Genomic DNA, 22,224 nt, shown 5'->3' on the forward strand with positions numbered 1-22,224 from the left:
CTCAGATGCGGATCGACGAACTCCCCTTCGCCCTCGAAGGGTTCGGGCCCGACGGCGGATGGGCGTACGAGGACGGCGTGCTCACCGGCTCGGCGGGCGCGAAGCAGGACCGCTTCGTGCCCCCGGGGGGCGAAGCGCTGGAGCCCGCCACCGACGCGCCGCGCCTGCTGGGCGCCGCACCGGAGGGCGACTTCCAGCTGATCGCCCGGGTGAAGGTCGGCTTCGCCGCGGCCTTCGACGCCGGGGTGCTCTACCTCCACGTGGGGGAGCGGGAGTGGGCGAAGCTCTGCCTGGAGCTCTCCCCGGAACGCCCGACCGTCTGCACCGTGGTCACCCGCGGCCAGTCCGACGACGTGAACTCGGCCGTCGTGGAAGGGGACAGCCACTGGCTGCGGCTCAGCCGCAGCGGCGGCGCCTTCGCCTTCCACGCCTCGGCGGACGGTGAACGGTGGACCTTCGTCCGGGTGTTCACCCTCGGCACGGAGCAGGAGCGGGCCGCCGCCCGCATCGGCTTCCTCGTCCAGTCACCGACCGGTGAGGGCTGCGCCGCCTCGTTCGACCGGATCGCCTTCCGCCCCACCGCGCCGGGGGACCTGCGCGACGGCAGCTGAGGGACCGTACACAGGTGGGGGCCCGGATCCGGGAGGATTCCGGGCCCTCGTCCGTGCGGCCCCGGCCCGTTCCGTCCGCCCGGTGTGCGCCTGGACGCGTCCAGAGGCCCCGGCCCGCCTTTCTCACGGCTTCCTCATGTGCCCCTGGTTCCGTGTCCGGTGCGGCCGGCGGACGCACGGCCCGCGCCATCCGAGGGGAACCCCGCCGTGAAGGCCGTACCAGCCCGGCACGACAGCCCGGCCGTCGAGGACGGCCCGGGCGACCGCGCCCTGCCCGACCCGGCAGCCCCTGATCCGTCCCCGCCGCCCGTCCGGGGCGGAGCGGTGTGAGGGGGGTACCGGGCCGCCCGCGCCCCCGCTCGCTGCACACCCGGCTGGTACTGATCGCCACGGTCCTGGCCACCGCCGCGGTGCTGGTGTGCCAGGCCACCGGACTGACCCTCATGCGGTCCTGGCTCATCGGGCAGGTCGACGGCCGGCTCGCCGACTTCCGCCCGCCGCCGCCCGTCTACCGCGACATCGCCGACGGCACCGCGCCCGACCGCAGGCCACCCGCCCACGAGATCCTGCCCTCCGACTTCCGCGTCCACTTCTACGACGCCGAGGGCCGGCTGCTGCCCCACTCGCTCGGCAGCGGAGGCGGCGAGCCGCGCCTGGCCCGGACGATCGACGTGGACCGGCCCGTGGACGGACGTCCGTCCACGGTGCCCGCCGCGGACGGCGACGGGGACTGGCGCGTGGCCATCGAGCCGGGGCCCGGCGGGATGCGTGCCGTCGTCGCCCTGCCCCTGGACACCGTCCAGGACGCGACGGCCAGGCTGCTCCGGTTCAGCCTGGCCGTCGGGGCGGCCACCGCCGCCGGAGTGATGCTGCTGGGGAGCGCCGCCGTGCGCCTCGGCCTCCGGCCGCTGACCCGTGTCGAGCACACCGCCCGCAGCATCACCGGCGGCGCGCTCGAACAGAGCGTCACCGACACCAGCCCGGACACCGAGGTCGGCCGCCTCGGCATCGCCTTCAACACCATGCTCGACCAGCTCCGGGCGGCACTGCACCGCAAGGACGGGACCGAGCGCCGGCTGCGCCGCTTCATGGCGGACGCCGGGCACGAACTGCGCCCCCGCTGACCTCGGTCCAGGGCTTCGCCGAACTCCTGCTGGAGGAACCGCACATGTCCCCGGCCCGTCGGCGCGAGGCCCACGAGCTGATCGCGCGGAACGCCGGCCGCATGAGCCGCCTGGTCGACAGCCTCTTCCTGCTGGCCAAGCTCGGCGACGCCCCCACCACCGAGCACGGGCCGGTCGACCTGCTCTCGCTGGCGGCCGACGGCGTGTCCGCCACGGCCGTGCGCCACCCGGGTCGACGCGTCGCCCTCGCACCGCTCGGGACCTGCGGACCCGGCGGAGGCGGTGAGCTGGACGTCGTGGAGGGCTCGGGCGACCCCCACCAGCTCGCCCAGGTGCTGTCCAACCTCCTGGACAACGCCTGTACGCACACCCCGCCGGACACCCCGCTCCAGGTGCGGGTGGGGAGCCTGCGCGTCGGTCCCCGTACGGGAGGCGCCGACCGCCCCGGCCGTACCAGCGTCAACCCGCCCCTGCCCCACGGCGCCCCGGCCCACGTCATCGAGGTGGCCGACCGCGGCCCCGGCCTCGCCCCTCAGGACGCCCGGCAGGTCTTCGACCGCTTCTACCGGGTACCACCGGCCTCCGGCGCCACGTGCGCCGGGGGATCCGGGCTCGGGCTCGCCATCGCCTCGACGATCGCCGAGGCCCACGGCGGCCGCCTGGAACTCGACACCGGCCCCGGTGAGGGCTGCACCTTCCGGCTGCTCCTCCCGGGCGACCCGTCCTGACGGCCGACGGCTCCGGCGCCCGGCGGCGTACCGCACACGGTGCGCCCGGGGGCGGGGGTGACGGCCGGGAAGGCCGTCCGGGCGCAGGGCCGCGGTGCCCGGCGCCCCGTCAGCGGCCGGTCGGCGCGCAGGCCCGGACGAGGGTCCGTGCCAGGGCGGTGGTCGCGGACAGGGTGTCGAGCGGCAGCGGCTGTGTGGCGAGGGCGCCCTCGTGCAGGACGAGGAGCCGGACGGCGAGGTCGGCGGGCTCCCGGAGGCCCGCAGCCGTGGCCAGTCCCTCGAACAGGTCCCGCAGCCAGAGCTTCTGGTCCGCGGCGACGCGGTGCGCGGGGTGCGCGGGGTCGGGGAGTTCGGCCAGCGCGTTGATGAACGCGCAGCCGCGGCTGTTGGCCCCGCTCCAGGTCCGCAGTGCCTCGAAGGGGGCGCCGACGGCCTCGACGGGGTCCTCGCAGGCATCGACGGCGGCGCGGACGAGTGCGCGCCAGCGCCGGTCGCGTTCCGTGAGGTACGTGGCCACGAGGTGGTCCTTGGAGCCGAACTGGTTGTACAGGGTCCGCTTCGTCACGCCCGAGTGCTCGGCGATCAGGTCCACTCCGACCGCGGTGATCCCGCGCTCGTAGAACAGCTCCTCGGCAGCCGCCGCGATGCGGCGCCCGGCCGGTGTCATGGACTGCGCTGGTGGCATCGGACGTTCCTTCACTGATCGGTGTACCGTGGGCCGGGTACACAGATCAGTATACCTGCGAGGAGGTACGAGCGATGGGTGTGTCCACGACCATGCGCGCGGTGCGGATCACCGGACACGGGGGGCCGGAGGTCCTTGAGGCGGCGGAGGTGCCCGTGCCTGTCCCCGGGGCGGGGGAGGTGCTGGTCCAGGTCGCCGCGGTGGCGTTGAACAACACCGACCTGTGGACGCGTGAGGGCGCCTACGGCAGGCCCGGGGACCCCGGGGCGCGGTCGGGCTGGCGAGGCCCGATCGGCTTCCCGCGCATCCAGGGCGCCGACGTGGCGGGCCGCGTCGTGGCGGTGGGACCGGGCGCCGACGAGGGCCTCGTCGGCCTCCGGGTGGTCGTCGACCCGGCGGTCTACGAGACCGCGGGCCCGGACGCGAACCCGGTGGGCCTCATGGGGAGCGAGCGTGACGGCGGCTACGCCGAGTACGTGACAGCGCCGGCGGAGCGTGTGCACGACATGACGGGATCCCCGCTCACGGACGACCAGCTCGCGACGCTGCCGACCGCCTACGGCACGGCGCTGGGGATGATCGAGCGCGGCCGGCTCCGGGAGGGGGAGACCGCCCTGGTCTCGGGGGCGTCCGGCGGCGTCGGTGTCGCGCTGGTGCAGATCGCCCGCGCGCGCGGTGCGCGGGTGGTCGCCATCAGCAGCGGATCCAAGATCGACGCGGTGCGCGAGGCGGGCGCGCACGAGGTCGTCGACCGGGCGGGGGATGTCGTCGCGCAGGTCCGCGCCGCCGCCCCCGAGGGCATCGACGTCGCACTCGACGTCGTCGCCGGGAGCCTGGTGGGGGAGGGGCTGCCGCTCCTGCGCGAAGGCGGCCGTTGGGTCGTCGCCGGTGCGCTCGCCGGGTACGACGTGCGGTTCGACGTGCGCCGTCTCTACCTGCACAACGCGCAGGTGATCGGCTCCGCGATGCACACGCCCACGCACTTCGGCCTCCTGATGGACCTGGCCCGGCAGGGCGGTGTCCAGCCGGTCGTCGCCGCGGCGTTCCCCCTGGAGCAGGCTGCCCGGGCGCAGGAGGAACTCGCCCGCAGGGGCCACGTGGGAAAGATCGTCCTGCACCCGTAGCCCCGGGGTCCCGGGCCGAGCCGCTCACACGCCGCCCGGACGGGGCGGCCCGTCCGCTCCGCCGGGGCGACGGCCCGCCCACCGGGGCCGCCTTCGGCGCTGGGCTCCCCACGTCGGCACGCTGTCCCCGCCCTGCGGCATACGACACGCGGTGAACCATGTGCCGGCGGCCGGGGAGGGCCGGGTGTCCGCCCGGACGCCGCCGTCCCCGAGCCGGACGCCGCCGTCCCCGAGCCGGACGCCGCCGTCCCCGAGCCGGCCGGCTCGCCCCGGCGTACCCGTGGGGTCCCTCACCGCGTCCGCCGGGGCGACCGCCGTCCTCGCGGGCGGCCGGCACCGATCAGAGGGAATCCAGGACAAGTGTCACCGCGGCGAAATCGAGCACCGCGGCCGTCAGCGTGACCGCGATGAACTCCGTGCGTCTCAAAGGTGCGACTTCGGAGCGGACCGGACGGCGCGGATCATAGATCACCTTCACCGCCGCGCCCACGTCCGCACTCCCTCCGCGATATCCGCTCGAACTGGTGCGGAGTATGCCGTCGGCGTCGATGAATTCGGCCACGGTCTTCACGCCGGAGGTCGACGAACTCCATTCGAGTCGCACGCAGACACCCTCGGTGGGGACGCCCCTGATGAAAAGGATGGCCCGTTCTCCCGCGTAGCAGGTGAGCCCGATACCGATGACACCGCACAGGAAGGCGGCTATGTGTATGCCGTGCACGGCTGTCCCACCTGCCCTTGTGTTCTGTCAGAACCACACGCTGTGTGCCAAGAAAATCGCCAGAAGGACTCCTGAGGCGCCTACTGTGGTCAGGAGGGGAACGATGACGGCCATGTAGACGGCGTTCGGGAGCAACGAACGAATCGGCGAGACGTCGGAGACCTCGGGATCCCCGGGGAGGTACACCACACCCACCGTGTCCCCCCGCTCGGGCAGCGTCCCGCGCCAGGAATGGGAAAGGGTCCGGCGGGACCGCCCGTCCCCGTCCTCGAACCGAATCTCCACGCCGTTGCCGTAGCGCCCGCTCGAATATCCGGTGCAGATTCCTTCGGCGTGCTCCCCACGTGCTTTCAGGCGCAGCTTTTCGAGGAACACGAGGAGAAGTGAGCGCAGCACGAAGAAGGGCAGAAGGGATAGGGCCAGAAGGACGAGGATCGCTGCGCTGGAAAGAAGTTTCACCGGCCCCCTCCGGATTGCGTCATGCGCACAGGCAGACCACTTTAGCAGCGGGCTTCCGGGCTTCCCCGGCCGTCGGCTCCGCTCCGGGCGCCCATGGGCGCCCGGCGTGCGGCGCGAGGGGCAGGGGGGTGCCGCGCCGGTGCCGGGATCCCCGAGTGGTCGCGCCGGATACGTCCGGCGCCCATCCGGAGGTCGTTCAAGGTTCACCTTCTGTGGCGACCCTCCTCGTACGGCTCACACCGCACACCCCGAGCCGGCAGCACCAGCCGCAACGGGCGGCGAGCAGCCACGAGGAGCGTCATGGGACACGGGCACGGCCACCACCACGAGCACGACCACGGTCACGACCATGACCACCAGCACGAGGCGGCGCCCCTGCCCGCGGCGTTCGACACCTCCGTCCCGGACGAGGAGCTGACCTCCGAGCAGCAGTCCCGCCGTGGTCTGCTGCGCCGGGCCGGCCTGCTCGGCGCCGGGCTGGCCGCCGGCGGTGTCCTGGCGGGCGCCGCGACGGCCCCCGCGTACGCCGGCTCCCGTTCCCGCCGCGGCGGGAAGGGCTTCCTGTGGCTGGCGGGCGACCACCACATCCACACGCAGTACAGCAGCGACGGCAAGTACCGCGTCGTCGACCAGGTCCGCCAGGGCGCCCGGCACGGCATGGACTGGCTGGTCATCACCGACCACGGCAGCGGCACGCACGCCAGGATCGGCGTGGAGAAGGTCAACCCCGACATCCGGGCGGCCCGCTCCGCCTACGAGGACACCCTGGTCTTCCAGGGCCTGGAGTGGAACATCCCGGCCGCCGAGCACGGCACGGTCTTCGTGCACCCGGGCAGGAACGAGGTGTCCGTCCTCAAGCAGTTCGAGACCGGCTACGACGGTGCCGTCAAGGGCGCGACCGGCTCGACGCCCGCCAACGAGGCGCTCGCCATCGCCGGCCTGACCTTCCTCTCCGAGCAGGTCGCCCGGCGCAAGGTCAAGGACGCCCTGATGCTGGCCAACCACCCGGCGCGCAAGGGCATCGACTCCCCGCACGAGATCCGCGCCTGGCGCGACGCCACCCCCGCCGGCCACCGCATCGCCGTCGGCTTCGAGGGCGCCCCCGGCCACCAGGCGGGCGGCTTGCCCAAGCCGCTCGGCCCCGGTGGAGCCCGCGGCATCTACAACAACAGCCCCGGCAGCGACTCCTTCGCCGGCTACCCGCTGGAGAGCTACCGCACCTGGGGAGGCTTCGACTGGATGACCGCCACCGTCGGCGGCCTGTGGGACAGCCTGCTCGCCGAGGGCAAGCCGTGGTGGATCACCGCCAACTCCGACTCGCACCAGATCTACGGCGACACCGCCGCCCGCGGCGGCGGGTCCTTCGACACCGACGGCCGCTACGGTGACCCGGTCTACGGCGGGACGATAGACATCACGGAGAACGACTACTGGCCCGGCTACTACAGCCGGACCCACGTCGGCGCCGAGGACTTCTCCTACGCCGCCGTGATGGACGGCATCCGCGCCGGCCGCGTCTGGGTCGACCACGGCCAGCTGATCAGCGGCCTCGACGTCCGGGTGTCCGGCGGCAGCCGCTGGGCGACCCTCGGCGGCGCACTCCAGGTCAAGAAGGGCACCCGCGTCACCCTCACGGTGGAGGTGACGGCGGCCGGCGGCCCCAACTGGGCCGGATTCCAGCCCTCCCTGGCCCGCGTCGACGTCATCCAGGGCGACGTCACCGGCGCGGTGAAGGACAAGGACGCCTTCACCGCTCCGAGCGCCCGGGTCGTCACGTCGTACGAGGTGGACAAGTCCACCGGCACCGTGCACCTCACCTACGACCTGGGCCGCGTCGACCGCCCGGTCTACCTCCGTCTGCGCGGCACCGACGGCAACCGCTCCGCCGTCGGCGCGATGGGTGCCTCGGTCGACCCGGCGGGCCCGGCCATCGACGTCGTCGGTGACGCCGACCCGTGGCGCGACCTGTGGTTCTACTCCAACCCGGTCTGGGTCCTGCCCTCGTGACCCCGCCGCCGTACGTCCTCGGCATCGACACCTCCGTGACCGGGCTGCGTGAGGCCGACGGCCTGCTCCGGGACCTCGCCGCCGGGCTCGGCCTCCCGGAGGACACGGTCGGCTGCACCCACCTGGTGCGGGACGCCGACGGCGGCCGGCCCAGGATGGGGCTGTCCCTGGCCACCTGGTCCGAGGCCGCCGCCGAGGACGTCCGGGCACGGCTCACGAGCCGGGGCCACCGGGTGAAGGACGGCGCCTGGGACGAGGCCGGGCGTGCGGTGCTGTACCCGGGCGCCGCCGCCCTGACGGGCACCCTCACGGTCGCCGAGCTGGTCGCCCGTTCGGCGATCGCGCGGGTCCGGGTCCTCGGCACGGCGGACCGGCCCGACCCCGCCACCCGGGTCGTCACCAGGGAGTTCGTCCGGCCGCGGTGGCAGGACGGCGAACTGGTCCTCGCCGCCATGCCCGCGGCGGGCGGCACCCTGGTCCCGTTCGAGGTGCCCGACCCCACCCCGTGCTGCGCGGACCACTGAGGGCCTGAGGCCGGGCCCTCAGTGGTCCGCCCCGGGAATCAGCCGCCGGGTCCGTACGTTGAACCGGCGGCGGAGGCTCCCTCCGCACCGGAACGGCAGAGGTGGAGAGCAGAAGAGTCATGCGCGTCGAGATATGGAGCGACATCGCTTGCCCGTGGTGCTACGTCGGAAAGGCCCGCTTCGAGAAGGGGCTGGCCGGGTTCGCACACCGTGACGAGGTCGAGGTGGTCCACCGCTCCTTCGAGCTCGACCCGGGCCGGGCCAAGGGCGACACCGAGCAGGTCATCGACATGCTGGCGCAGAAGTACGGGCGCACCGTCGAGGAGGCCCGGGGGATGGAGGCCAACGTCGCGGCGAACGCGCAGGCCGAAGGCCTCGGCTACCGCACCGAGGGGCGCGACCACGGCAACACCTTCGACATCCACCGGCTGCTCCACCTCGCCAAGGCCCGGGGGCGCCAGGACGAGCTGCTGACCCTCGTCTACCGGGCGAACTTCGCCGAGGAACGCTCGGTCTTCGACGACACGGTGCTGGCCGACCTCGCGATCGAGGCGGGACTCGACGCCGACGAGGCGCGCGCGGTGCTGGCCGACCCCGGGGCGTACGCCGACGACGTCCGCGCCGACGAGCGGGAGGCCGCCGAGCTGGGTGCCGACGCCGTCCCGTTCTTCGTGCTCGACCGGCGCTACGGCATCTCCGGCGGGCAGCCCGCCGAGGTCTTCGGCCAGGCCCTGGAGCAGGCGTGGAAGGACCGCGAGGTACCCGGCCTCACGCCGGTCGGAGGGGACGCCGCGGCGTGCGACGCGGACGGGGCGTGCGAGGTCCCCGGAGCGGACGGGTCCGACCAGCGCGTATAAGGATTTCTTGGCCGTGCCGCTCGAACTCGCGTGATTGACGTGAGGTTGAGCGGCCGTCAGGCTGTCCCGCATGGAGACCTCCGCGATCGACCAGGTCAGGGCCGGCGAATTCGCCTCCGAGACCACCTACCTCAACACCGCGAGCTGCGGGCTGCTGCCCCGGCGTACCGTCGAGGCCGTCAGGAGGCTGGCCGACGAGTGCGCCGCGGGTGTGCGGGCCGGTGCGGGCAGCTTCGACTCGGTGGACGCCGCCCGTGCGGGCTTCGCCCGGATCGCCGGAGTCGCGCCCACCCGGGTGGCCGTCGGCAGCTCGGTCGCCACCCATGTGGGGCTCATCGCCGCCTCCCTCCCGCCCGGCGCCGAAGTGCTGGCGCCGACGGGCGAGTTCGCCTCCGTCGTGAGCCCCTTCGCGGTGCGCGGGGACCTGAGGATGCGCTACGTACCGCTGGCCGGACTGGCCGAGGCCGTACGGCCCGGGACCGCTCTCGTCGCCTTCTCCGCCGTCCAGTCCGCCGACGGCCGGGTCGCCGGCCTGGAGGCGGTCCGCGAGGCGGCGGCGGCGCACGGAGCCCGCACCCTGCTCGACGCCAGCCAGTCGGCGGGATGGCTGCCGCTGGACGCCGGGGCGTACGACTACACCGTCACCGGCGGGTTCAAGTTCCTGCTGTCCCCCCGGGGCGCCTCGTTCCTGACCGTCACCGAGGACGCGCAGGAGAACCTGCCGGCGCTCCACGCGGGCTGGGTCGCGGCCGAGGACCGCTGGAACAGTACGTACGGGCCGGTCGGGAAGCTCGCCGTGGACGCCCGGCGCTTCGACGAGCCCGTCGCCTTCCTCGCCTATCACGGGGCCGAGCAGTCCCTGGCCCTGCTGAACGGGATCGGGGTGGACGCCGTGCACGCCCACGCCACCGGGCTCGCCGCCCGCTTCCGCGAAGGTCTCGCGTCGCTGGGGCACGAGGCGGTGCCGGGCACCTCGGCGATCGTCGCCGTGCCCGGACTGGGCGGCAGGGAGCCCGCCCTGAGCGCCGCCGGGGTGATGGTCTCGGCGCGGGCCGGGAACCTGCGGGCGGCCTTCCACCTGTACAACACCGAGGCCGACGTCGACCACGCCCTGGACGTGCTGTCCGGCTGAACTACCGGACGGGGCAGTCCCCGTCGTCCTCGTGGCAGAGGTTGTCCTCCACCTTGGCGAGCAGCCTGGTCAGCTCCGCGCGCTCGGCCGGGCTCAGCCCCGCGAGGGTGAACTCCTCCAGGCCCGTCCACGCGTCGCGCACCTCGTCGTGCAGGGCGCAGCTCTCCTCGGTCGCCTCGACCAGGACGGCCCGCCGGTCGTCCGGGTCGGGGCGGCGTCGCACGTGCCCGGCCTGTTCGAGCCGCTGGAGCATCTTGGTGACCGTGGACGGGTCGAGGTCCACGGCCTTGATCAGCTCGGACTGGCGGACCGCCCCGGAGTCCCACAGGTGCATCATCAGGAACTCCTGCCCCGGGTAGAGCCCCAGCCTCCGGAGCATCCTGCCCGCCGTCATCCGGTGCAGCCGGGCGACCCGGGAGACGGCGTGGCTGACGGGCCCCCCGAGCGCCGCGCCGGGCAGCCCGCCAGGGCAGGCGGGGTCGTCGGGGGCGGTGCTGTCGGCCTTCATCGGGACTCCTCCGGGCGGTGCCGCGACCCGGTCCACCACCGGGTGCGTGACGTCCTCGTGAACTTTACCTTGGTCGGCCAATCAATGGGTTACAGTGGCCCCGCAGCTAATACTTGGCCGACCATGTAAATGCCTCGGAGGCTTTCATGACCACCGCGTTCGATCCCCTCGACCTCTCCGGCACCCGGCTCTCCAACCGCATCGCCCTCGCGCCGATGACCCGCAGCCGGGCCGGTGAAGGGGGTACGGCCACCGACCTGACCGTCGACTACTACACCCAGCGCGCCTCCGCCGGGCTGCTCATCACCGAGGGCATCCAGCCCTCCGTGGTGGGTCAGGGATACCCGTCCACCCCCGGTCTGCACAGTGCCGAGCAGATCGCCTCCTGGCGCAAGGTCACCGACTCCGTCCACGCGGCGGGCGGCCGGATCTTCGCCCAGGTCATGCACGCGGGCCGGATCGGCCACCCCGTGCTGCTGCCCGACGGGCTGGTCCCGGTGGCGCCGTCCCCGGTCACGGCGCCCGGCCAGCTCTACACCCACGTGGGGCCCAAGGACTTCGTGGAGCCGCACGAGCTCACCGACGAGGAGATCCGGGCGACCGTCGGCGACTTCGTCACGGCCTCCCGCAACGCGATCGACGCGGGGTTCGACGGTGTCGAGCTGCACGGTGCCAACGGCTATCTGATCCAGCAGTTCCTGGCCCCCAACACCAACCTGCGGACCGACGGGTGGGGCGGATCCGACCAGGGCCGCATCCGCTTCGCGGTCGAGGTGGCCACGGCGGTCGCCGCCGAGATCGGCGGGTCGCGGACCGCGATGCGCGTCTCGCCCGGAAACCCGTACAACGGCATCGAGGAGCCCGAGCCCCGGGCCGTCTACACCGCGCTCGCCTCCGCGCTGGAGCCGCTCGGGCTGGCCTACCTGCACGTGCTGGAGCAGGCGGACACCCGCGAGCTGACGCTCGCGCTGCGCAAGAGGTTCACCGGGACCCTCGTCATCAACGTGTTCACCGAGGGGCCGACCGGACCCGAGCACCACACGGTGATCGACGACGGGATCGCCGACATCATCTCCTACGGCGCGCTGTTCCTCGCCAACCCGGACCTGCCGGCCCGGCTGAAGGCCGGCGGGCCCTTCAACACACCGGACCCGACGACGTTCTTCGGCGGCGACGCGAAGGGCTACACCGACTACCCGGCGCTCGACACCGTCTGACCTGCGGTTCCGCGCGGGCCGGTTCTCTGCTTTCGCGCGGGCCGGTTCCCTGCTTCCGCGCGGGCCGGATGCCCGGTTCCGCGCCGGTCCGACCCTCGGTTCGACGTCGGCCCGATCAGCGGGAGCCCGTCTCCCCGCCCGAGGAGGTCACCGACCGCGTCGAGGCGGCCCGTCGCACGGGCCGCCTCCTCACGGACGACGGGCCGCCTCTCCACGGATGACGGAGCGCCGGAGTCCGGTCCGGCCGACGAGCGGGCGACGTTCGTCCGCGGGAGGCCCGGACGCGGCCGGCCGGTCCCGTGCCCGCCCCGAGCGCCATGGGACGGCCGCGGGGCCGGGGCGCACCGGCCCCGTCCGGCCGCGCGGACGGCGCCCCCCGTCGGGGGGCCGGCCCTCAGGCCGACTCGCGGCGGACCAGTTCCGTGGGGAGGATGACGGCCGCCGGATCCTGGCCGCCGATCTGTGCCAGCAGCACCCGCACCATCTCGGCGCTGATTCGGTCCCACGGCTGGCGGACCGTCGTCAGCTCCGGCCGCGCCGCGAGCGCCGCCGGGGAGTCGTCGAAACCGCCGACCGCGATGTCCTGCGGCACCCGCCGGCCCGCCCGTTCCAGGGTGCTCAACACCCCCTGCGCCATCAGGTCCGACGCGACGAAGACCGCGTCCACGTCGGGCGCCCGCTCCAGCAGCAGGGCCGCCGCCGCCTCACCGCCCGCCCGGCTGTAGTCACCCGGCACGATCAGGCCCTCGTCGGCCGGCAGCCCGCACTCGGCGAGCGTCTCGCGGTAGCCCGCGAGCCGGTCCACCCCGCCGGGGGTGTCCAGCGGCCCGGTGACCGTGGCGATCCGGCGGCGCCCGGACCCGTACAGGAAGCGCACCATGTCCCGGGCCCCGTTGCGGTCGTCCGCCGCGACATAGCTCACCCGCGACCCCTGCCCGAGCGGCTTCCCGCAGGCCACCAGGGGTACGCCGGCCTCGTGCAGCTGGGCGGCGACCGGGTCGCCGGAGTGGTTGGAGACCAGCAGCACCCCGTCCACGTGCCCCGCGATGTAGCGCATGTTGCGGCGGCGTTCCGCCTCCGTGCCCGCGATCATCAGCAGCAGCGGGATGTCGTGTGCGGCGAGCGCGGTGGTGCAGCCGCGCAGCAGCACGTTGAAGTTCGGGTCCTCGAAGAAGCGTTCCTGGGGCTCGGTCAGCAGGAACGCCACCGAGTCGGAACGCCCGGTGATCAGCGACCTGGCGTGCCGGTTCACGGTGTAGCCGGTCCGGCGGATGGCGGACTGAACCGCTTCGAGCGCGGCCGGGCTGACGTTGTGGCCGCCGTTGAGCACCCGCGAGACGGTGCCCCGGGAGACCCCGGCCTCCCGGGCGACGTCGTGGATCGTCGGCGGCCGGCGGCGTCCCGCGCCGTTCTGTTCTGTGCGGCTCATGGAGCAAGATCTTTCATCAAGGGAAGCCCTGTTGAGGAGCTGTCAGGACTTTACGGCGCCGGAGAGCAGGTCGAGGCTCCAGAACCGCTGGATCACGAGGAACAGGGCGATCAGCGGGATGATCGCCAGCAGCGCGCCGGTGATGACCAGCGTGTACAGCGCCGGGGTGTTCGAACCCTGCTGGAGGAGCGTGTAGAGGCCCAGGGTGACCGGGAACTTCTCGTCGTCGCCGAGCATGATGTACGGCAGCAGGAAGTTGTTCCAGACCGCCACGAACTGGAACAGGAACACCGTCACCAGCCCCGGCAGCATCATCGGCAGCGCGATGGTCCGGAAGATCCGCCACTCGCCGCCGCCGTCCATCCGCCCTGCCTCGATGACGTCGGCCGGCACGGCGGCCGCCGCGTAGATCCGGGCGAGGTAGACACCGTAGGGGGAGAGGATCAGCGGCAGCAGCACCGAGAGGTAGGAGTCGGTCATGTCCGCCTCGGCCAGCAGCAGGTACTGCGGCACGGCCAGGATCACCGGAGGCATCAGCACCCCGGCCAGCAGGATGTTGAAGACCGTCTCCCTGCCGCGGAAGCGGTACACGGCCAGCGCGTACCCCGAGACCGCGGACACCGCGGTGGAGAGCAGGGCGCCCGCCCCGGCGTAGAAGGCCGAGTTGGCCATCCACCGCCAGTACACCCCGTCGCGGTACTCCGTGAGGTCGGCGACGTTCTCGGTGAAGCCCGAGCCGGGCAGGAAGGTGAAGGTGGAGAAGAGTTCGCTGCCGGACTTCGTCGAGGCCACCAGGACCCATGCGACGGGCAGCAGGCAGTACAGCGCGCCGAGCAGCAGCGCGGCGGTCGGCACGAGCGGGAGGCGGCGGCGGGCGGGGGCCGCGAGGGGCGGGGTGCTCATCGGGAGTCTCCCTGCTTCGTACGGGAGTTGGCCGCCTTGAGGAAGCCGAAGGACAGGGCGAGGGTGGCCAGGGCGATGATGACCGCCTGGGCGGCCGCCGCGTGGATGTCGTTGTTGACGAAGGCGTCCTGGTAGACCTTCATCAGCGGACTCCACGTCGTGGAGAGCGAGTTGGTCAGCGGCTTGAGCGTGGTCGGCTCGCTGAACACCTGGAGCGTCGCGATGATCGAGAAGAAGAAGGTCAGGATCAGGGACGGCGCCACCATCGGGATCTTGATCCGCAGCGCGATCTGGAGCTGCGAGCAGCCGTCGAGCCGGGCGGCCTCGAAGACCTCGGCGGGGATCGCCCGCAGCGAGGTGTAGATCACGATCATGTTGAAGCCGGTGCCGCCCCACACCGCGATGTTGGCGAGCGAGAGGTACAGCGGCCCGCCGTCCAGCAGATCGGGCCTCGGGAGCCCCGTCGCGTCGAGCAGGTAGAGGAAGGGGCTGACGTCGGGCAGGTACAGGAAGCCCCACATCAGCGCCGCGATGACACCCGGGATCGCGTACGGCAGGAAGATCGCCAGCCTGCTGAAGCCGCGCAGCCGGAGGCCGTCCGTGTCCAGCAGCAGCGCGAAGAGCAGGGCGAGGCCGAGCATCACCGGGACGACGATCGCGCCGTAGCCGAGGATGCGCAGGGCTCCGTGCAGCAGTTCCGAGTCGGAGAGCGCGTCGGTGTAGTTGGACAGCCCGGCCCAGATCTCGTCCCGGGCGCCCTTGCCGAGGCCGAGTCCGCTGACCTCGGTCCTGCGGAAGCTCAGGTAGACGGCGTAGCCGATGGGCAGGGCGAAGAAGAGCAGGAACAGGAGGGCGGCGGGGACCAGGAAGGCGTACGGGGCGCTCTTGACCCCGTACGCCCTGCCGCGGGGCGAGCGTGTCACTCCGAGACCCCGAAGCCCTGCTTCTTCAGGTCCGCGACGGTGGCGTCCTCCATGGCGGCCAGCGCGGGGCCGAAGTCCGACCGGTTCTTGGCGGCCGCGGCGAAGTTGTCCTTGAAGGCGCTGTAGGCGACGTTGACGTTCGGGCCCCAGGCGGCGGGGGCGGTGCCCTGGGCGATCTTGGCGGCCTCGGTGTAGAAGGCGGGCTGGTTGGAGAAGTAGTCCGGGGCCTCGGAGAGCGCGCCGCCGGTCTGGGCAGCCGTCGCCGCGGGATAGATGCCTCCCTCCTTCACCAGCGCGGCGAGGGCCGCGGGGTCCGTGTTCAGCCACTTCGCGAAGGTGGCGGCGGCCTTCTTGTGCTTCGAGTCGTTGGTGACGGCGGTCGAGGAGCCGCCCCAGCTGCCGGTGACGTTCTCCCCGGCCGTCCACTGGGGGAGCGGGGCCATCGCCCACTTGCCCTTCGTCTCGGGCGCCGCGGTGGTCAGGGTGCCCGGCGCCCAGACGGCGCTGACCCAGGCGACCTGCTTGCCGGTGTTGAGCGCCTTGTTCCAGGCCGGGGTGTACATCGGCTGGTTGTCGATGGCCCCCTCCTTGACCAGGCCGCCCCAGAAGTCCGCGACCTTCCGCGTGGCGGGGTCGTCGATCGCGACCTTCCACTTGTCGCCGCCCGTGGTCCACCACTGCGCGCCCGCCTGCTGGGCGAGGCCCGCGAACAGGCCCGAGTCGTTGGACGAGAAGGTGGTCAGGTCCTTGTCCGGCGCCTTCTTCTTCAGGGCGCGGGCGGTCTCGGCGAACTCGTCCCAGGTGGTCGGCACGGTCAGGCCGTACTGCGCGAAGAGGTCCTGGCGGTAGTAGAACATCAGCGGGCCCGAGTCCTGCGGCAGGGCGTACAGGGCGTCCGAGCCGAGCGTCGTCTGCTGCCAGATCCCTTCGGCGAACGCGTCCTCCGCGTCGCCCGCCTCCTCGGATATGTCCGCCAGGACGTCGTTGGAGACCAGGGTGGGGAGCGCCTGGTACTCGGCCTGGACCAGGTCGGGGGCCTTGTGCGCCTTCGCCGCCGTGATGATCTTGGTGACCAGGTCGTCGCCCGAGGCCTGCTTCTTCACCGTGACGGTGATGCCCGCCTCCTTGCCCGGCCCGTCGTTCCAGAGGGCGGCGACCTTGTCCAGGCCGGGCGCCCACGCCCAGTACGTCAGCGAGGCGGGTCCGGACGCGGCCGGCCCGTCACCACCGTCGTCCGAGCCGCACCCCGAGAGCAGGGCGGTGGCGGCGAGAGCGGCGGCGGTGGACACCGCGACGGTGCGGTATTTCATGGATTCTCCCCTGACGAGACGAACAGACGCATCGGCGGACTGGCCGGAAAAGGCGCTGTGAGCGTTCACAGTAGAGAAACCAAACCGACACTTGTCAATGGTTGTTGCTGTGCGGTTATGTTGGCCCTGCGCCGCCGAGAGTGTGTGTGCACGTTCCCAGAAGTTGTCCCGAAGAGCCAGGAGTCGTTCATGCCGCACCCGGAATCCGCCCCCTACCCGGCCGGTCTGCACAAGCTGGCGTTCGGCGGCGACTACAACCCCGAGCAGTGGCCCGAAGAGGTCTGGCACGAGGACGTACGCCTGATGCGGGAGGCGGGCGTGACCATGGTCAGCGTCGGGATCTTCTCCTGGGCGCTGCTGGAACCCGAGCCGGGCACCTACGACTTCGGCTGGCTCGACCGCCTCCTGGACCTGCTGCACGTCAACGGCATCCGCGCCGACCTCGGCACCCCCACCGTCGCTCCGCCGGCCTGGTTCTACCGCGCCCACCCCGAGGCCCTGCCCGTCGGCCGGGACGGGGTGCGCTACGCCTTCGGATCACGCGGCGCCATCTGCCACAGCTCCGCCCCCTACCGCGCGGCGGCGGCCGGCATCACCGAGCAGCTCGCCCGCCGCTACGGGAGCCACCCCGCGCTCGCGATGTGGCACGTCCACAACGAGTACGGCGTCCCGGTCAGCGCCTGCTACTGCGACAGCTGCGGCGCGCACTTCCGCCGCTGGCTCACCGTCCGGCACGGCTCGGTGGACGCGGTCAACGAGGCCTGGGGCACCGCCTTCTGGGGCCAGCGCTACCGGAGCCTCGACGACATCGACCCGCCCCGCGCCACCCCGACCGTCGGCAACCCGGCCCAGCAGCTGGACTACGCGCGCTTCGCCGACGCGACCATGCGGGAGAACTTCACCGCCGAACGCGACATCCTGCACCGGCTCGCCCCCGGCATCCCGGTCACCACCAACTTCATGACCGCGCTCAGCCAGTGCGAATCCGTCGACTACTGGGCCTGGGGCCGCGAGGTCGACATCGTCTCCAACGACCACTACCTGATCACCGACGGCCGCCGCACCCACGTCAACCTGGCCATGGCCGCCGACCTGACCCGCTCCGTGGCGGGCGGCGCTCCGTGGCTGCTGCTGGAGCACTCCACCAGCGGCGTCAACTGGCAGCCCCGCAACCCCGCCAAGCGCCCCGGCGAGATGGCCCGCAACAGCCTCGCCCACGTCGCCCGCGGATCGGAGGGCGCGATGTTCTTCCAGTGGCGGCAGTCCCGGCGCGGCGCCGAGAAGTTCCACTCGGCGATGGTCCCGCACGCCGGCACCGACTCGCGGATCTGGCGCGAGGTGAGCGCGCTCGGCGCCGGGCTCGGCCTGCTGGAGGGCATCCGGGGCACCCGGACCGTCGCCGACGTGGCGATGCTCTGGGACTGGCAGTCCTGGTGGGCGCAGAGCCTGGAGTGGCGCCCCAGCGAGGAGCACGACGCCCGCGAGCGCGCCGACACCTTCTACGCCTCGCTCTACGACCGCCACCTCACCGTCGACTTCGCCCACCCCGACGCCGACCTCTCCGGCTACCCGCTGGTCGTCGTCCCGGCCCTCTACCTCGCCACCGAGGAGACCGGCCGCAACCTGCGCCGGTACGTCGAGGGCGGCGGCACCCTCGTCGTCTCGTACTTCTCCGGGATCGTCGACGCCGACGACGCCGTGCACCCCGGGGCCTACCCGGGTCCGCTCCGGGACGTACTCGGGCTGACGGTCGAGGAGTTCTCCCCGCTCGGCGAGGGCGGGACCGTCCGCCTGATCACCCCCGAAGGCGCGCCCGAGGGCCCGGAGCTGACCGGCGACCTCTGGTCGGACGTGGTGATCCCGCGCGGCGCCGAGACGCTCTGGTCGTACGCCGACGGCATCCCGGCCGGCCGGCCCGCCGTCACCCGCAACCGGCTCGGCGAGGGCACCGCCTGGTACCTCTCCACCCGGCTCTCCGGCCCGGACCTGGACGCCGTCCTGGACCGCGCCGCCGCCGACGCCCGCATCGAGCCCCGCACGAGCCTGCCGTACGACGTCGAGGTCGTCCGCCGCACCGGCGACACCGGCAGCTACCTCTTCGTGATCAACCACACCGACGCCGAGGCGGTGGTGGCGCTCGACGCCCCCGGCACCGAACTCCTCACCGGCGAGCCCGCCGTGGACAAGCTCGCCGTCCCGGCGGGCGCGGTCCGTGTCGTACGGCTCGACGGCTGAGGCGCACACCCACAGGGAATCCCGCACAACGGTCGAAGGGACATCGACGATGTACGGAACGACGCACACCCGCGCGAAGGCGGCCGGGGCGGTGGCCGCGCTCTCCGGTCTCGTGTTCGCCGCGCTCCCCGCCCAGGCCGCCCACGCGGCCACCGCCCCCGTCAACACCGGTTTCGAGTCGGGCACCACCGGCTGGTCGACGTACTCCGCCGGAGGCCAGAACGCCGCCTCCTTCACCGAGGCGGGCGGCCACGGCGGCAGCACGCGGCTCAGCCACTGGTCGGCCTCGGCGTACAAGGTCGAGACCTACCAGTACCTGAGCGGTCTCACCGACGGCACGTACACCCTCAGCGCCTGGGTGCGCTCCGGCGGCGGCCAGAACTCCGCCTACATCGCCCTGCGCAACTGCGGGTCCGCCGAGCAGCGGACCGACCTGCCCCCGACCGCGAACGGCGCCTGGATCCGGCTCGTCACGTCGGTCAAGGTGACCGGCGGGGCCTGCACGATCAGCCTCAACTCCGACGCGCACGCGGGGGAGTGGGCGAACTTCGACGACATCACCTTCACCTCCGGGAGCACCGGGCTGAGCGTCCGGGGCGGTGACCTCTCCACCCTCCCGAAGAACGAGGCGCACGGTGCCGCCTACCGCGACGCGAACGGCACGGCGGGGGACGCCATGAGCATCCTCAAGAGCTCCGGCATGAACTACGTACGCCTCAAGGTGTGGGTGAACCCCGCCGACGGCTACAACGACAAGGCCCGGGTCCTCGCCATGGCCAAGCGCGCCAAGGCCCTCGGCATGAAGACCCTCGTCGACTTCCACTACTCCGACGCCTGGGCCGACCCCGGCAAGCAGAACAAGCCCGCCGCCTGGTCGGGCCACAGCTACGCCCAGCTCCGCACCGACGTCCACAACCACACCTACGACGTGCTGAACGCGCTCAAGGCGCAGGGCACCACGGCCGACATGGTGCAGATCGGCAACGAGATCAACGGCGGGATGCTCTGGCCGGAGGGCTCCACCGCCAACTGGTCCCAGCTGGCCGGCCTGATCACCTCGGGCGCGAACGCGGCCAAGGCGGTCTCCTCCGGCACGAAGGTGGCGCTGCACCTCGCCGAGGGCGGCGACAACGCGGGCACCCGCTGGTGGTTCGACAACGCCGTGGCGCAGAAGGTGCCCTTCGACGTCATCGCCCTCTCCTACTACGGCTACTGGCACGGCTCGCTGTCCGAGCTCCAGACCAACCTCGACGACGCCGCCTCGCGCTACGGGAAGCCGGTGCTCGTCGCCGAGACCGCCTACGCCCACACGCTCGCCGACGCCGACGGCCTGGAGAACAACGTGGCCAGGGCCGACCAGCTGGTCGCCGGCTACCCGGCGACCCCGGCCGGGCAGGCGGCGAACCTCCGCGACGTCATGAACGTCGTCGAGGCCGTCCCGAACGGCCGGGGCCTCGGCGCCGTGTACTGGGAGCCGGCCTGGACCGCCGTCACGGGCAGCGGCTGGGACCCGGCCGACCCGGCGTCGGGCAACGCGTGGGAGAACCAGGCGGTGTTCGACTACAACGGCAGACTGCTGCCGGCCGCCGCCTGGTTCGCGCACCGGTAGACCGCGCCGCCGGTCCGGTCCCCCGGAGGGGTCCGGACCGGCGGTACCCGTCGGGGCGGGGCAGCTCACGGGCTCGTCCACGGCTCACCGGTCCAGCGGCGCGCTGTGCCACTTCCACGAGGTGACGCGGTCGCGGCCCGGCAGATCGGCGCGGCCGGTGCACCAGAGCAGCACGGTCCACCGGTCCTCGTCGTCCGGGGCGTCGGGGAAGAGCCGGGCCAGCACCCGGTCGCAGAGGTCCTGGGGCGGTGCCCACGGCAGCGACAGCCCGGTGGCGACGTCACGGGTGTGCACGAGGGTCTCCACGATGCCCATCGCGGCGAAGCCCTCCGGGTCGGAGAGGCCGAACGAATGGTGGGAGCGCACGTCCGCGGGCGTCGTCCGCACCATCGCGGACAGCAGGGCGCCGCTCGCCTCCAGGGTCTCGAGCAGCCCGGTGACCCCCGCCTCGGGGTTCGCGAAGAGCGAGACCGCGGGGCCGCCCTCCCGCGCGGGGGCGTACCGGTACGGCACCTCGCGGTCCTGCGGCGGCCTGCGCGGGCCCAGCTGGACGGCGTAGGCGAAGAGGTCGTCGCCCAGGTGCTCGACGGTCTCCCAGCAGTCCCACGTCAGCGTCCCGGCCGGCACCCGCCAGTCCTGGGCCGGGGACTGCGCGAGGGTGCCGGCCGCGAGCCGGACGGCCAGCGTCACGTCGTCGGCGGTGACGGGCAGCCGGGTGCCCGTCAGCGCGGCACGTTCCCCCGCACCGCACTCCACGCAGAACTCGTTGCCCTCGGGGTCGGCCAGCGTCGCCCAGCCCCTGCCGTTCGGCTTGCGGTGGTCCCCGACCAGGGTGGCCCCCAGCGCGAGCAGCCGCTCGACCTCCTCGTCGCGGGTGCGGTCCTCGGGGCGCAGGTCGAGGTGGATCCGGTTCTTGGTGCTCTTGGGCTCGGGCACCGAGATGAAGAGCAGCGCGCCCCGGGGCGACTCGACGAGGGCCTCGGGGTCACCGGGCCCGTCGTCGTCGGACACGGCGGATCCGAGCACGTCGGCCCAGAAGGAGGCGAGCTCGTAGGCGTCGGCGCAGTCGATGGTGATGTGCTGTACGAGTGAGGTCATGGGCGCCACTGTCGCCGCTGACAGGGGCCGGGGTCCAGCGAGTTGAAGCCCGGGCCGCCCGGGGCGCCCGGCGCGGCGGTACCCCTGACGCGACGGAGGTGAACCGCCTTTCGGACCTTGCCGAACGCTCCTGCCCTGACGCCGTCCACGAAGGAGGCGAAGGGCGGCGGGCAGGTTCAGGACGGCGCCGCCCGGGTTCCTGGAGTCGCGGACGGGAACCACGCCCCGAGGGCCCTGCTCAGCGGTGATCGCTCCGCGCCTCACGGCGCCGTCTGCCGGCTCCGACGCGTAGGCCGACGTCTGGAGGAGGCCGGGGACGACCCCGATCTCGAACAGCCGGATCTCCGACGCCCGACCCTCACACCCCACGTACTCCGGAAAGCCCTCCAACAAGGCGCCGTGCCGTACCGATCGGCACAGCTTCTCGAACATGTCGCCGGTACCGAGCACCTAGTCGGCGCTCTGCGCGAAACGAAGAGTTGAGGGTTTGCGATCGGTTTCGACAGCTGAAGGACGTTACCTGTGAGCCGTCCGGCCGACGGGTCGTCGCCGGGTGAACCGTACGCGGAAGGGGCGGGACGCGTCACGCGTCACGCCCCTTCCGGCCGTCGTACGCCTCTACCTCACGGGGGTGAAGTCGCGTGCTCCGATGAATTCGGGGCGGCGGACGGGGGCGGCGAAGGGTTCCTGGGCGGTGTTGTCGACGCTGTTGAAGACGATGAAGACGTTGCTGCGGGCGTAGGGGGTGATGTTGTCCCCGGAGCCGTGCATGGCGTTGCAGTCGAACCAGGTGGCCGAGCCTGCTTCGCCGGTGAAGAGTTTGATGCCGTGGCGGTCGGCCATGCTGGTGAGGACGTCGTCGGAGGGGATTCCGGCGTCCTGCATCTGGAGGGACTTCTTGTAGTTGTCCTTGGGTGTCTCGCCCGCGCAGCCGACGAAGGACTTGTGGGAGCCGGGCATGATCATGAGCCCGCCGTTGGTGTCGAGGTTCTCGGTCAGGGCGATCGAGACGGACACGGC

At 72.7% G+C, this 22,224-nt stretch carries 20 protein-coding genes and 2 pseudogenes; 11 read left to right on the forward strand and 11 right to left on the reverse strand.

Translation table 11 applies throughout. The features are described 5' to 3' along the window. The first annotated feature begins 5 nt into the window (after positions 1 to 5). The 3 genes and pseudogenes from ACFVS9_RS30035 (at position 6) to ACFVS9_RS30045 (ending at position 2,463) form a co-directional block, all read left to right on the forward strand. A complete protein-coding gene (locus ACFVS9_RS30035; RefSeq protein ID WP_383116168.1) occupies positions 6 to 611 on the forward strand; it encodes a DUF1349 domain-containing protein in 606 nt (201 codons plus the stop codon). 207 nt (positions 612 to 818) lie between these two features. Next, a complete protein-coding gene (locus tag ACFVS9_RS30040) occupies positions 819 to 941 on the forward strand; it encodes a hypothetical protein (protein ID WP_389937404.1) in 123 nt (40 codons plus the stop codon). Continuing rightward, positions 938 to 2,463 (forward strand): annotated as a pseudogene (locus ACFVS9_RS30045) (sensor histidine kinase). The gene ACFVS9_RS30040 and the pseudogene ACFVS9_RS30045 overlap by 4 nt, the downstream one beginning before the upstream one ends. Before the next feature lie 109 nt (positions 2,464 to 2,572). Here the strand turns inward: ACFVS9_RS30045 and ACFVS9_RS30050 are convergent. Then, positions 2,573 to 3,148, reverse strand: a complete 576-nt coding sequence (locus tag ACFVS9_RS30050; protein WP_389937407.1) for a TetR/AcrR family transcriptional regulator — start codon at positions 3,146 to 3,148, stop codon at positions 2,573 to 2,575. A gap of 74 nt (positions 3,149 to 3,222) precedes the next feature. Between ACFVS9_RS30050 and ACFVS9_RS30055 the strand changes: the two genes are divergently transcribed. After that, a complete protein-coding gene (locus ACFVS9_RS30055; protein WP_389937410.1) occupies positions 3,223 to 4,272 on the forward strand; it encodes a zinc-binding dehydrogenase in 1,050 nt (349 codons plus the stop codon). 340 nt (positions 4,273 to 4,612) lie between these two features. Here the strand turns inward: ACFVS9_RS30055 and ACFVS9_RS30060 are convergent, their stop codons facing one another. Both ACFVS9_RS30060 and ACFVS9_RS30065 read right to left on the reverse strand, forming a co-directional pair. After that, positions 4,613 to 4,993, reverse strand: coding sequence for a DUF3592 domain-containing protein (locus ACFVS9_RS30060; protein ID WP_389937413.1), 381 nt, complete (start codon positions 4,991 to 4,993; stop codon positions 4,613 to 4,615). A gap of 27 nt (positions 4,994 to 5,020) precedes the next feature. After that, positions 5,021 to 5,452: a hypothetical protein gene (locus ACFVS9_RS30065; RefSeq protein WP_389937416.1), complete on the reverse strand. Its 432-nt coding sequence runs from the start codon at positions 5,450 to 5,452 to the stop codon at positions 5,021 to 5,023. A gap of 300 nt (positions 5,453 to 5,752) precedes the next feature. On the opposite strand from ACFVS9_RS30065, the gene ACFVS9_RS30070 reads away from it, so the two are divergent. The 4 genes from ACFVS9_RS30070 (at position 5,753) to ACFVS9_RS30085 (ending at position 9,972) form a co-directional block, all read left to right on the forward strand. Beyond that, on the forward strand, positions 5,753 to 7,459 hold the full coding sequence (locus ACFVS9_RS30070; protein ID WP_389937419.1) for a PHP domain-containing protein: 1,707 nt from the start codon (positions 5,753 to 5,755) through the stop codon (positions 7,457 to 7,459). Continuing rightward, positions 7,456 to 7,983, forward strand: a complete 528-nt coding sequence (locus tag ACFVS9_RS30075) for a hypothetical protein (protein ID WP_389937422.1) — start codon at positions 7,456 to 7,458, stop codon at positions 7,981 to 7,983. Before ACFVS9_RS30070 ends, ACFVS9_RS30075 begins: the two co-directional genes overlap by 4 nt. A 119-nt stretch (positions 7,984 to 8,102) precedes the next feature. After that, a complete protein-coding gene (locus ACFVS9_RS30080; RefSeq protein ID WP_389937425.1) occupies positions 8,103 to 8,840 on the forward strand; it encodes a DsbA family oxidoreductase in 738 nt (245 codons plus the stop codon). Positions 8,841 to 8,910: 70 nt separating this feature from the next. Next, positions 8,911 to 9,972, forward strand: a complete 1,062-nt coding sequence (locus tag ACFVS9_RS30085) for an aminotransferase class V-fold PLP-dependent enzyme (RefSeq protein WP_389937428.1) — start codon at positions 8,911 to 8,913, stop codon at positions 9,970 to 9,972. A gap of 1 nt (position 9,973) precedes the next feature. On the opposite strand, the gene ACFVS9_RS30090 is transcribed toward ACFVS9_RS30085, so the two are convergent. Continuing rightward, positions 9,974 to 10,480 (reverse strand): MarR family winged helix-turn-helix transcriptional regulator, encoded by a 507-nt coding sequence (locus ACFVS9_RS30090; protein WP_383116135.1) that lies wholly within the window; start codon positions 10,478 to 10,480, stop codon positions 9,974 to 9,976. A gap of 146 nt (positions 10,481 to 10,626) precedes the next feature. On the opposite strand from ACFVS9_RS30090, the gene ACFVS9_RS30095 reads away from it, so the two are divergent. Continuing rightward, on the forward strand, positions 10,627 to 11,697 hold the full coding sequence (locus tag ACFVS9_RS30095; protein ID WP_383116134.1) for an alkene reductase: 1,071 nt from the start codon (positions 10,627 to 10,629) through the stop codon (positions 11,695 to 11,697). Between the two features lie 394 nt (positions 11,698 to 12,091). Here the strand turns inward: ACFVS9_RS30095 and ACFVS9_RS30100 are convergent, their stop codons facing one another. The 4 genes from ACFVS9_RS30100 to ACFVS9_RS30115 are packed head-to-tail and all read right to left on the reverse strand — an operon-like array spanning position 12,092 to position 16,262. Then, positions 12,092 to 13,126: a LacI family DNA-binding transcriptional regulator gene (locus ACFVS9_RS30100; protein ID WP_383116133.1), complete on the reverse strand. Its 1,035-nt coding sequence runs from the start codon at positions 13,124 to 13,126 to the stop codon at positions 12,092 to 12,094. A 42-nt stretch (positions 13,127 to 13,168) separates the two neighbouring features. After that, complete coding sequence (locus ACFVS9_RS30105; RefSeq protein ID WP_389937433.1) at positions 13,169 to 14,029, reverse strand: carbohydrate ABC transporter permease; 861 nt, start codon at positions 14,027 to 14,029, stop codon at positions 13,169 to 13,171. Next, complete coding sequence (locus tag ACFVS9_RS30110; RefSeq protein WP_389937436.1) at positions 14,026 to 14,952, reverse strand: carbohydrate ABC transporter permease; 927 nt, start codon at positions 14,950 to 14,952, stop codon at positions 14,026 to 14,028. Before ACFVS9_RS30110 ends, ACFVS9_RS30105 begins: the two co-directional genes overlap by 4 nt. Then, positions 14,949 to 16,262: an extracellular solute-binding protein gene (locus tag ACFVS9_RS30115; RefSeq protein ID WP_389937439.1), complete on the reverse strand. Its 1,314-nt coding sequence runs from the start codon at positions 16,260 to 16,262 to the stop codon at positions 14,949 to 14,951. Before ACFVS9_RS30115 ends, ACFVS9_RS30110 begins: the two co-directional genes overlap by 4 nt. A gap of 189 nt (positions 16,263 to 16,451) precedes the next feature. On the opposite strand from ACFVS9_RS30115, the gene ACFVS9_RS30120 reads away from it, so the two are divergent. Together ACFVS9_RS30120 and ACFVS9_RS30125 are read left to right on the forward strand one after the other, a co-directional pair. Beyond that, complete coding sequence (locus ACFVS9_RS30120) at positions 16,452 to 18,497, forward strand: beta-galactosidase (protein WP_389937442.1); 2,046 nt, start codon at positions 16,452 to 16,454, stop codon at positions 18,495 to 18,497. 49 nt (positions 18,498 to 18,546) lie between these two features. Beyond that, positions 18,547 to 20,106 (forward strand): arabinogalactan endo-beta-1,4-galactanase, encoded by a 1,560-nt coding sequence (locus ACFVS9_RS30125; RefSeq protein WP_389937445.1) that lies wholly within the window; start codon positions 18,547 to 18,549, stop codon positions 20,104 to 20,106. 84 nt (positions 20,107 to 20,190) lie between these two features. Here ACFVS9_RS30125 and ACFVS9_RS30130 read toward each other — a convergent pair whose 3' ends face one another. The 3 genes and pseudogenes from ACFVS9_RS30130 to ACFVS9_RS30140 all read right to left on the reverse strand — a co-directional run. Next, positions 20,191 to 21,204 (reverse strand): VOC family protein, encoded by a 1,014-nt coding sequence (locus tag ACFVS9_RS30130; protein WP_389937452.1) that lies wholly within the window; start codon positions 21,202 to 21,204, stop codon positions 20,191 to 20,193. A gap of 291 nt (positions 21,205 to 21,495) precedes the next feature. Further along, positions 21,496 to 21,636: pseudogene (locus ACFVS9_RS30135) on the reverse strand (Scr1 family TA system antitoxin-like transcriptional regulator); the annotation flags it as partial. Positions 21,637 to 21,822: 186 nt separating this feature from the next. Next, on the reverse strand, positions 21,823 to 22,224 hold a 402-nt coding region (locus ACFVS9_RS30140), incomplete at its 5' end, for a phytanoyl-CoA dioxygenase family protein (protein ID WP_389937448.1).

The organism is Streptomyces sp. NPDC058008, from assembly GCF_042886395.1.
In the GTDB taxonomy this organism is placed as follows: Bacteria; Actinomycetota; Actinomycetes; order Streptomycetales; family Streptomycetaceae; genus Streptomyces.

Excerpts from the sequence above, each read along its gene's own strand:
- ACFVS9_RS30035 (WP_383116168.1), top strand. The coding sequence starts at position 6 with ATGCGGATCGACGAACTCCCCTTCGCCCTCGAAGGGTTCGGGCCCGAC.
- ACFVS9_RS30050 (WP_389937407.1), bottom strand. The coding sequence starts at position 3,148 with ATGCCACCAGCGCAGTCCATGACACCGGCCGGGCGCCGCATCGCGGCG.
- ACFVS9_RS30055 (WP_389937410.1), top strand. The coding sequence starts at position 3,223 with ATGGGTGTGTCCACGACCATGCGCGCGGTGCGGATCACCGGACACGGG.
- ACFVS9_RS30070 (WP_389937419.1), top strand. The coding sequence starts at position 5,753 with ATGGGACACGGGCACGGCCACCACCACGAGCACGACCACGGTCACGAC.
- ACFVS9_RS30080 (WP_389937425.1), top strand. The coding sequence starts at position 8,103 with ATGCGCGTCGAGATATGGAGCGACATCGCTTGCCCGTGGTGCTACGTC.
- ACFVS9_RS30085 (WP_389937428.1), top strand. The coding sequence starts at position 8,911 with ATGGAGACCTCCGCGATCGACCAGGTCAGGGCCGGCGAATTCGCCTCC.
- ACFVS9_RS30090 (WP_383116135.1), bottom strand. The coding sequence starts at position 10,480 with ATGAAGGCCGACAGCACCGCCCCCGACGACCCCGCCTGCCCTGGCGGG.
- ACFVS9_RS30095 (WP_383116134.1), top strand. The coding sequence starts at position 10,627 with ATGACCACCGCGTTCGATCCCCTCGACCTCTCCGGCACCCGGCTCTCC.
- ACFVS9_RS30100 (WP_383116133.1), bottom strand. The coding sequence starts at position 13,126 with ATGAGCCGCACAGAACAGAACGGCGCGGGACGCCGCCGGCCGCCGACG.
- ACFVS9_RS30105 (WP_389937433.1), bottom strand. The coding sequence starts at position 14,029 with ATGAGCACCCCGCCCCTCGCGGCCCCCGCCCGCCGCCGCCTCCCGCTC.
- ACFVS9_RS30115 (WP_389937439.1), bottom strand. The coding sequence starts at position 16,262 with ATGAAATACCGCACCGTCGCGGTGTCCACCGCCGCCGCTCTCGCCGCC.
- ACFVS9_RS30120 (WP_389937442.1), top strand. The coding sequence starts at position 16,452 with ATGCCGCACCCGGAATCCGCCCCCTACCCGGCCGGTCTGCACAAGCTG.
- ACFVS9_RS30125 (WP_389937445.1), top strand. The coding sequence starts at position 18,547 with ATGTACGGAACGACGCACACCCGCGCGAAGGCGGCCGGGGCGGTGGCC.
- ACFVS9_RS30130 (WP_389937452.1), bottom strand. The coding sequence starts at position 21,204 with ATGACCTCACTCGTACAGCACATCACCATCGACTGCGCCGACGCCTAC.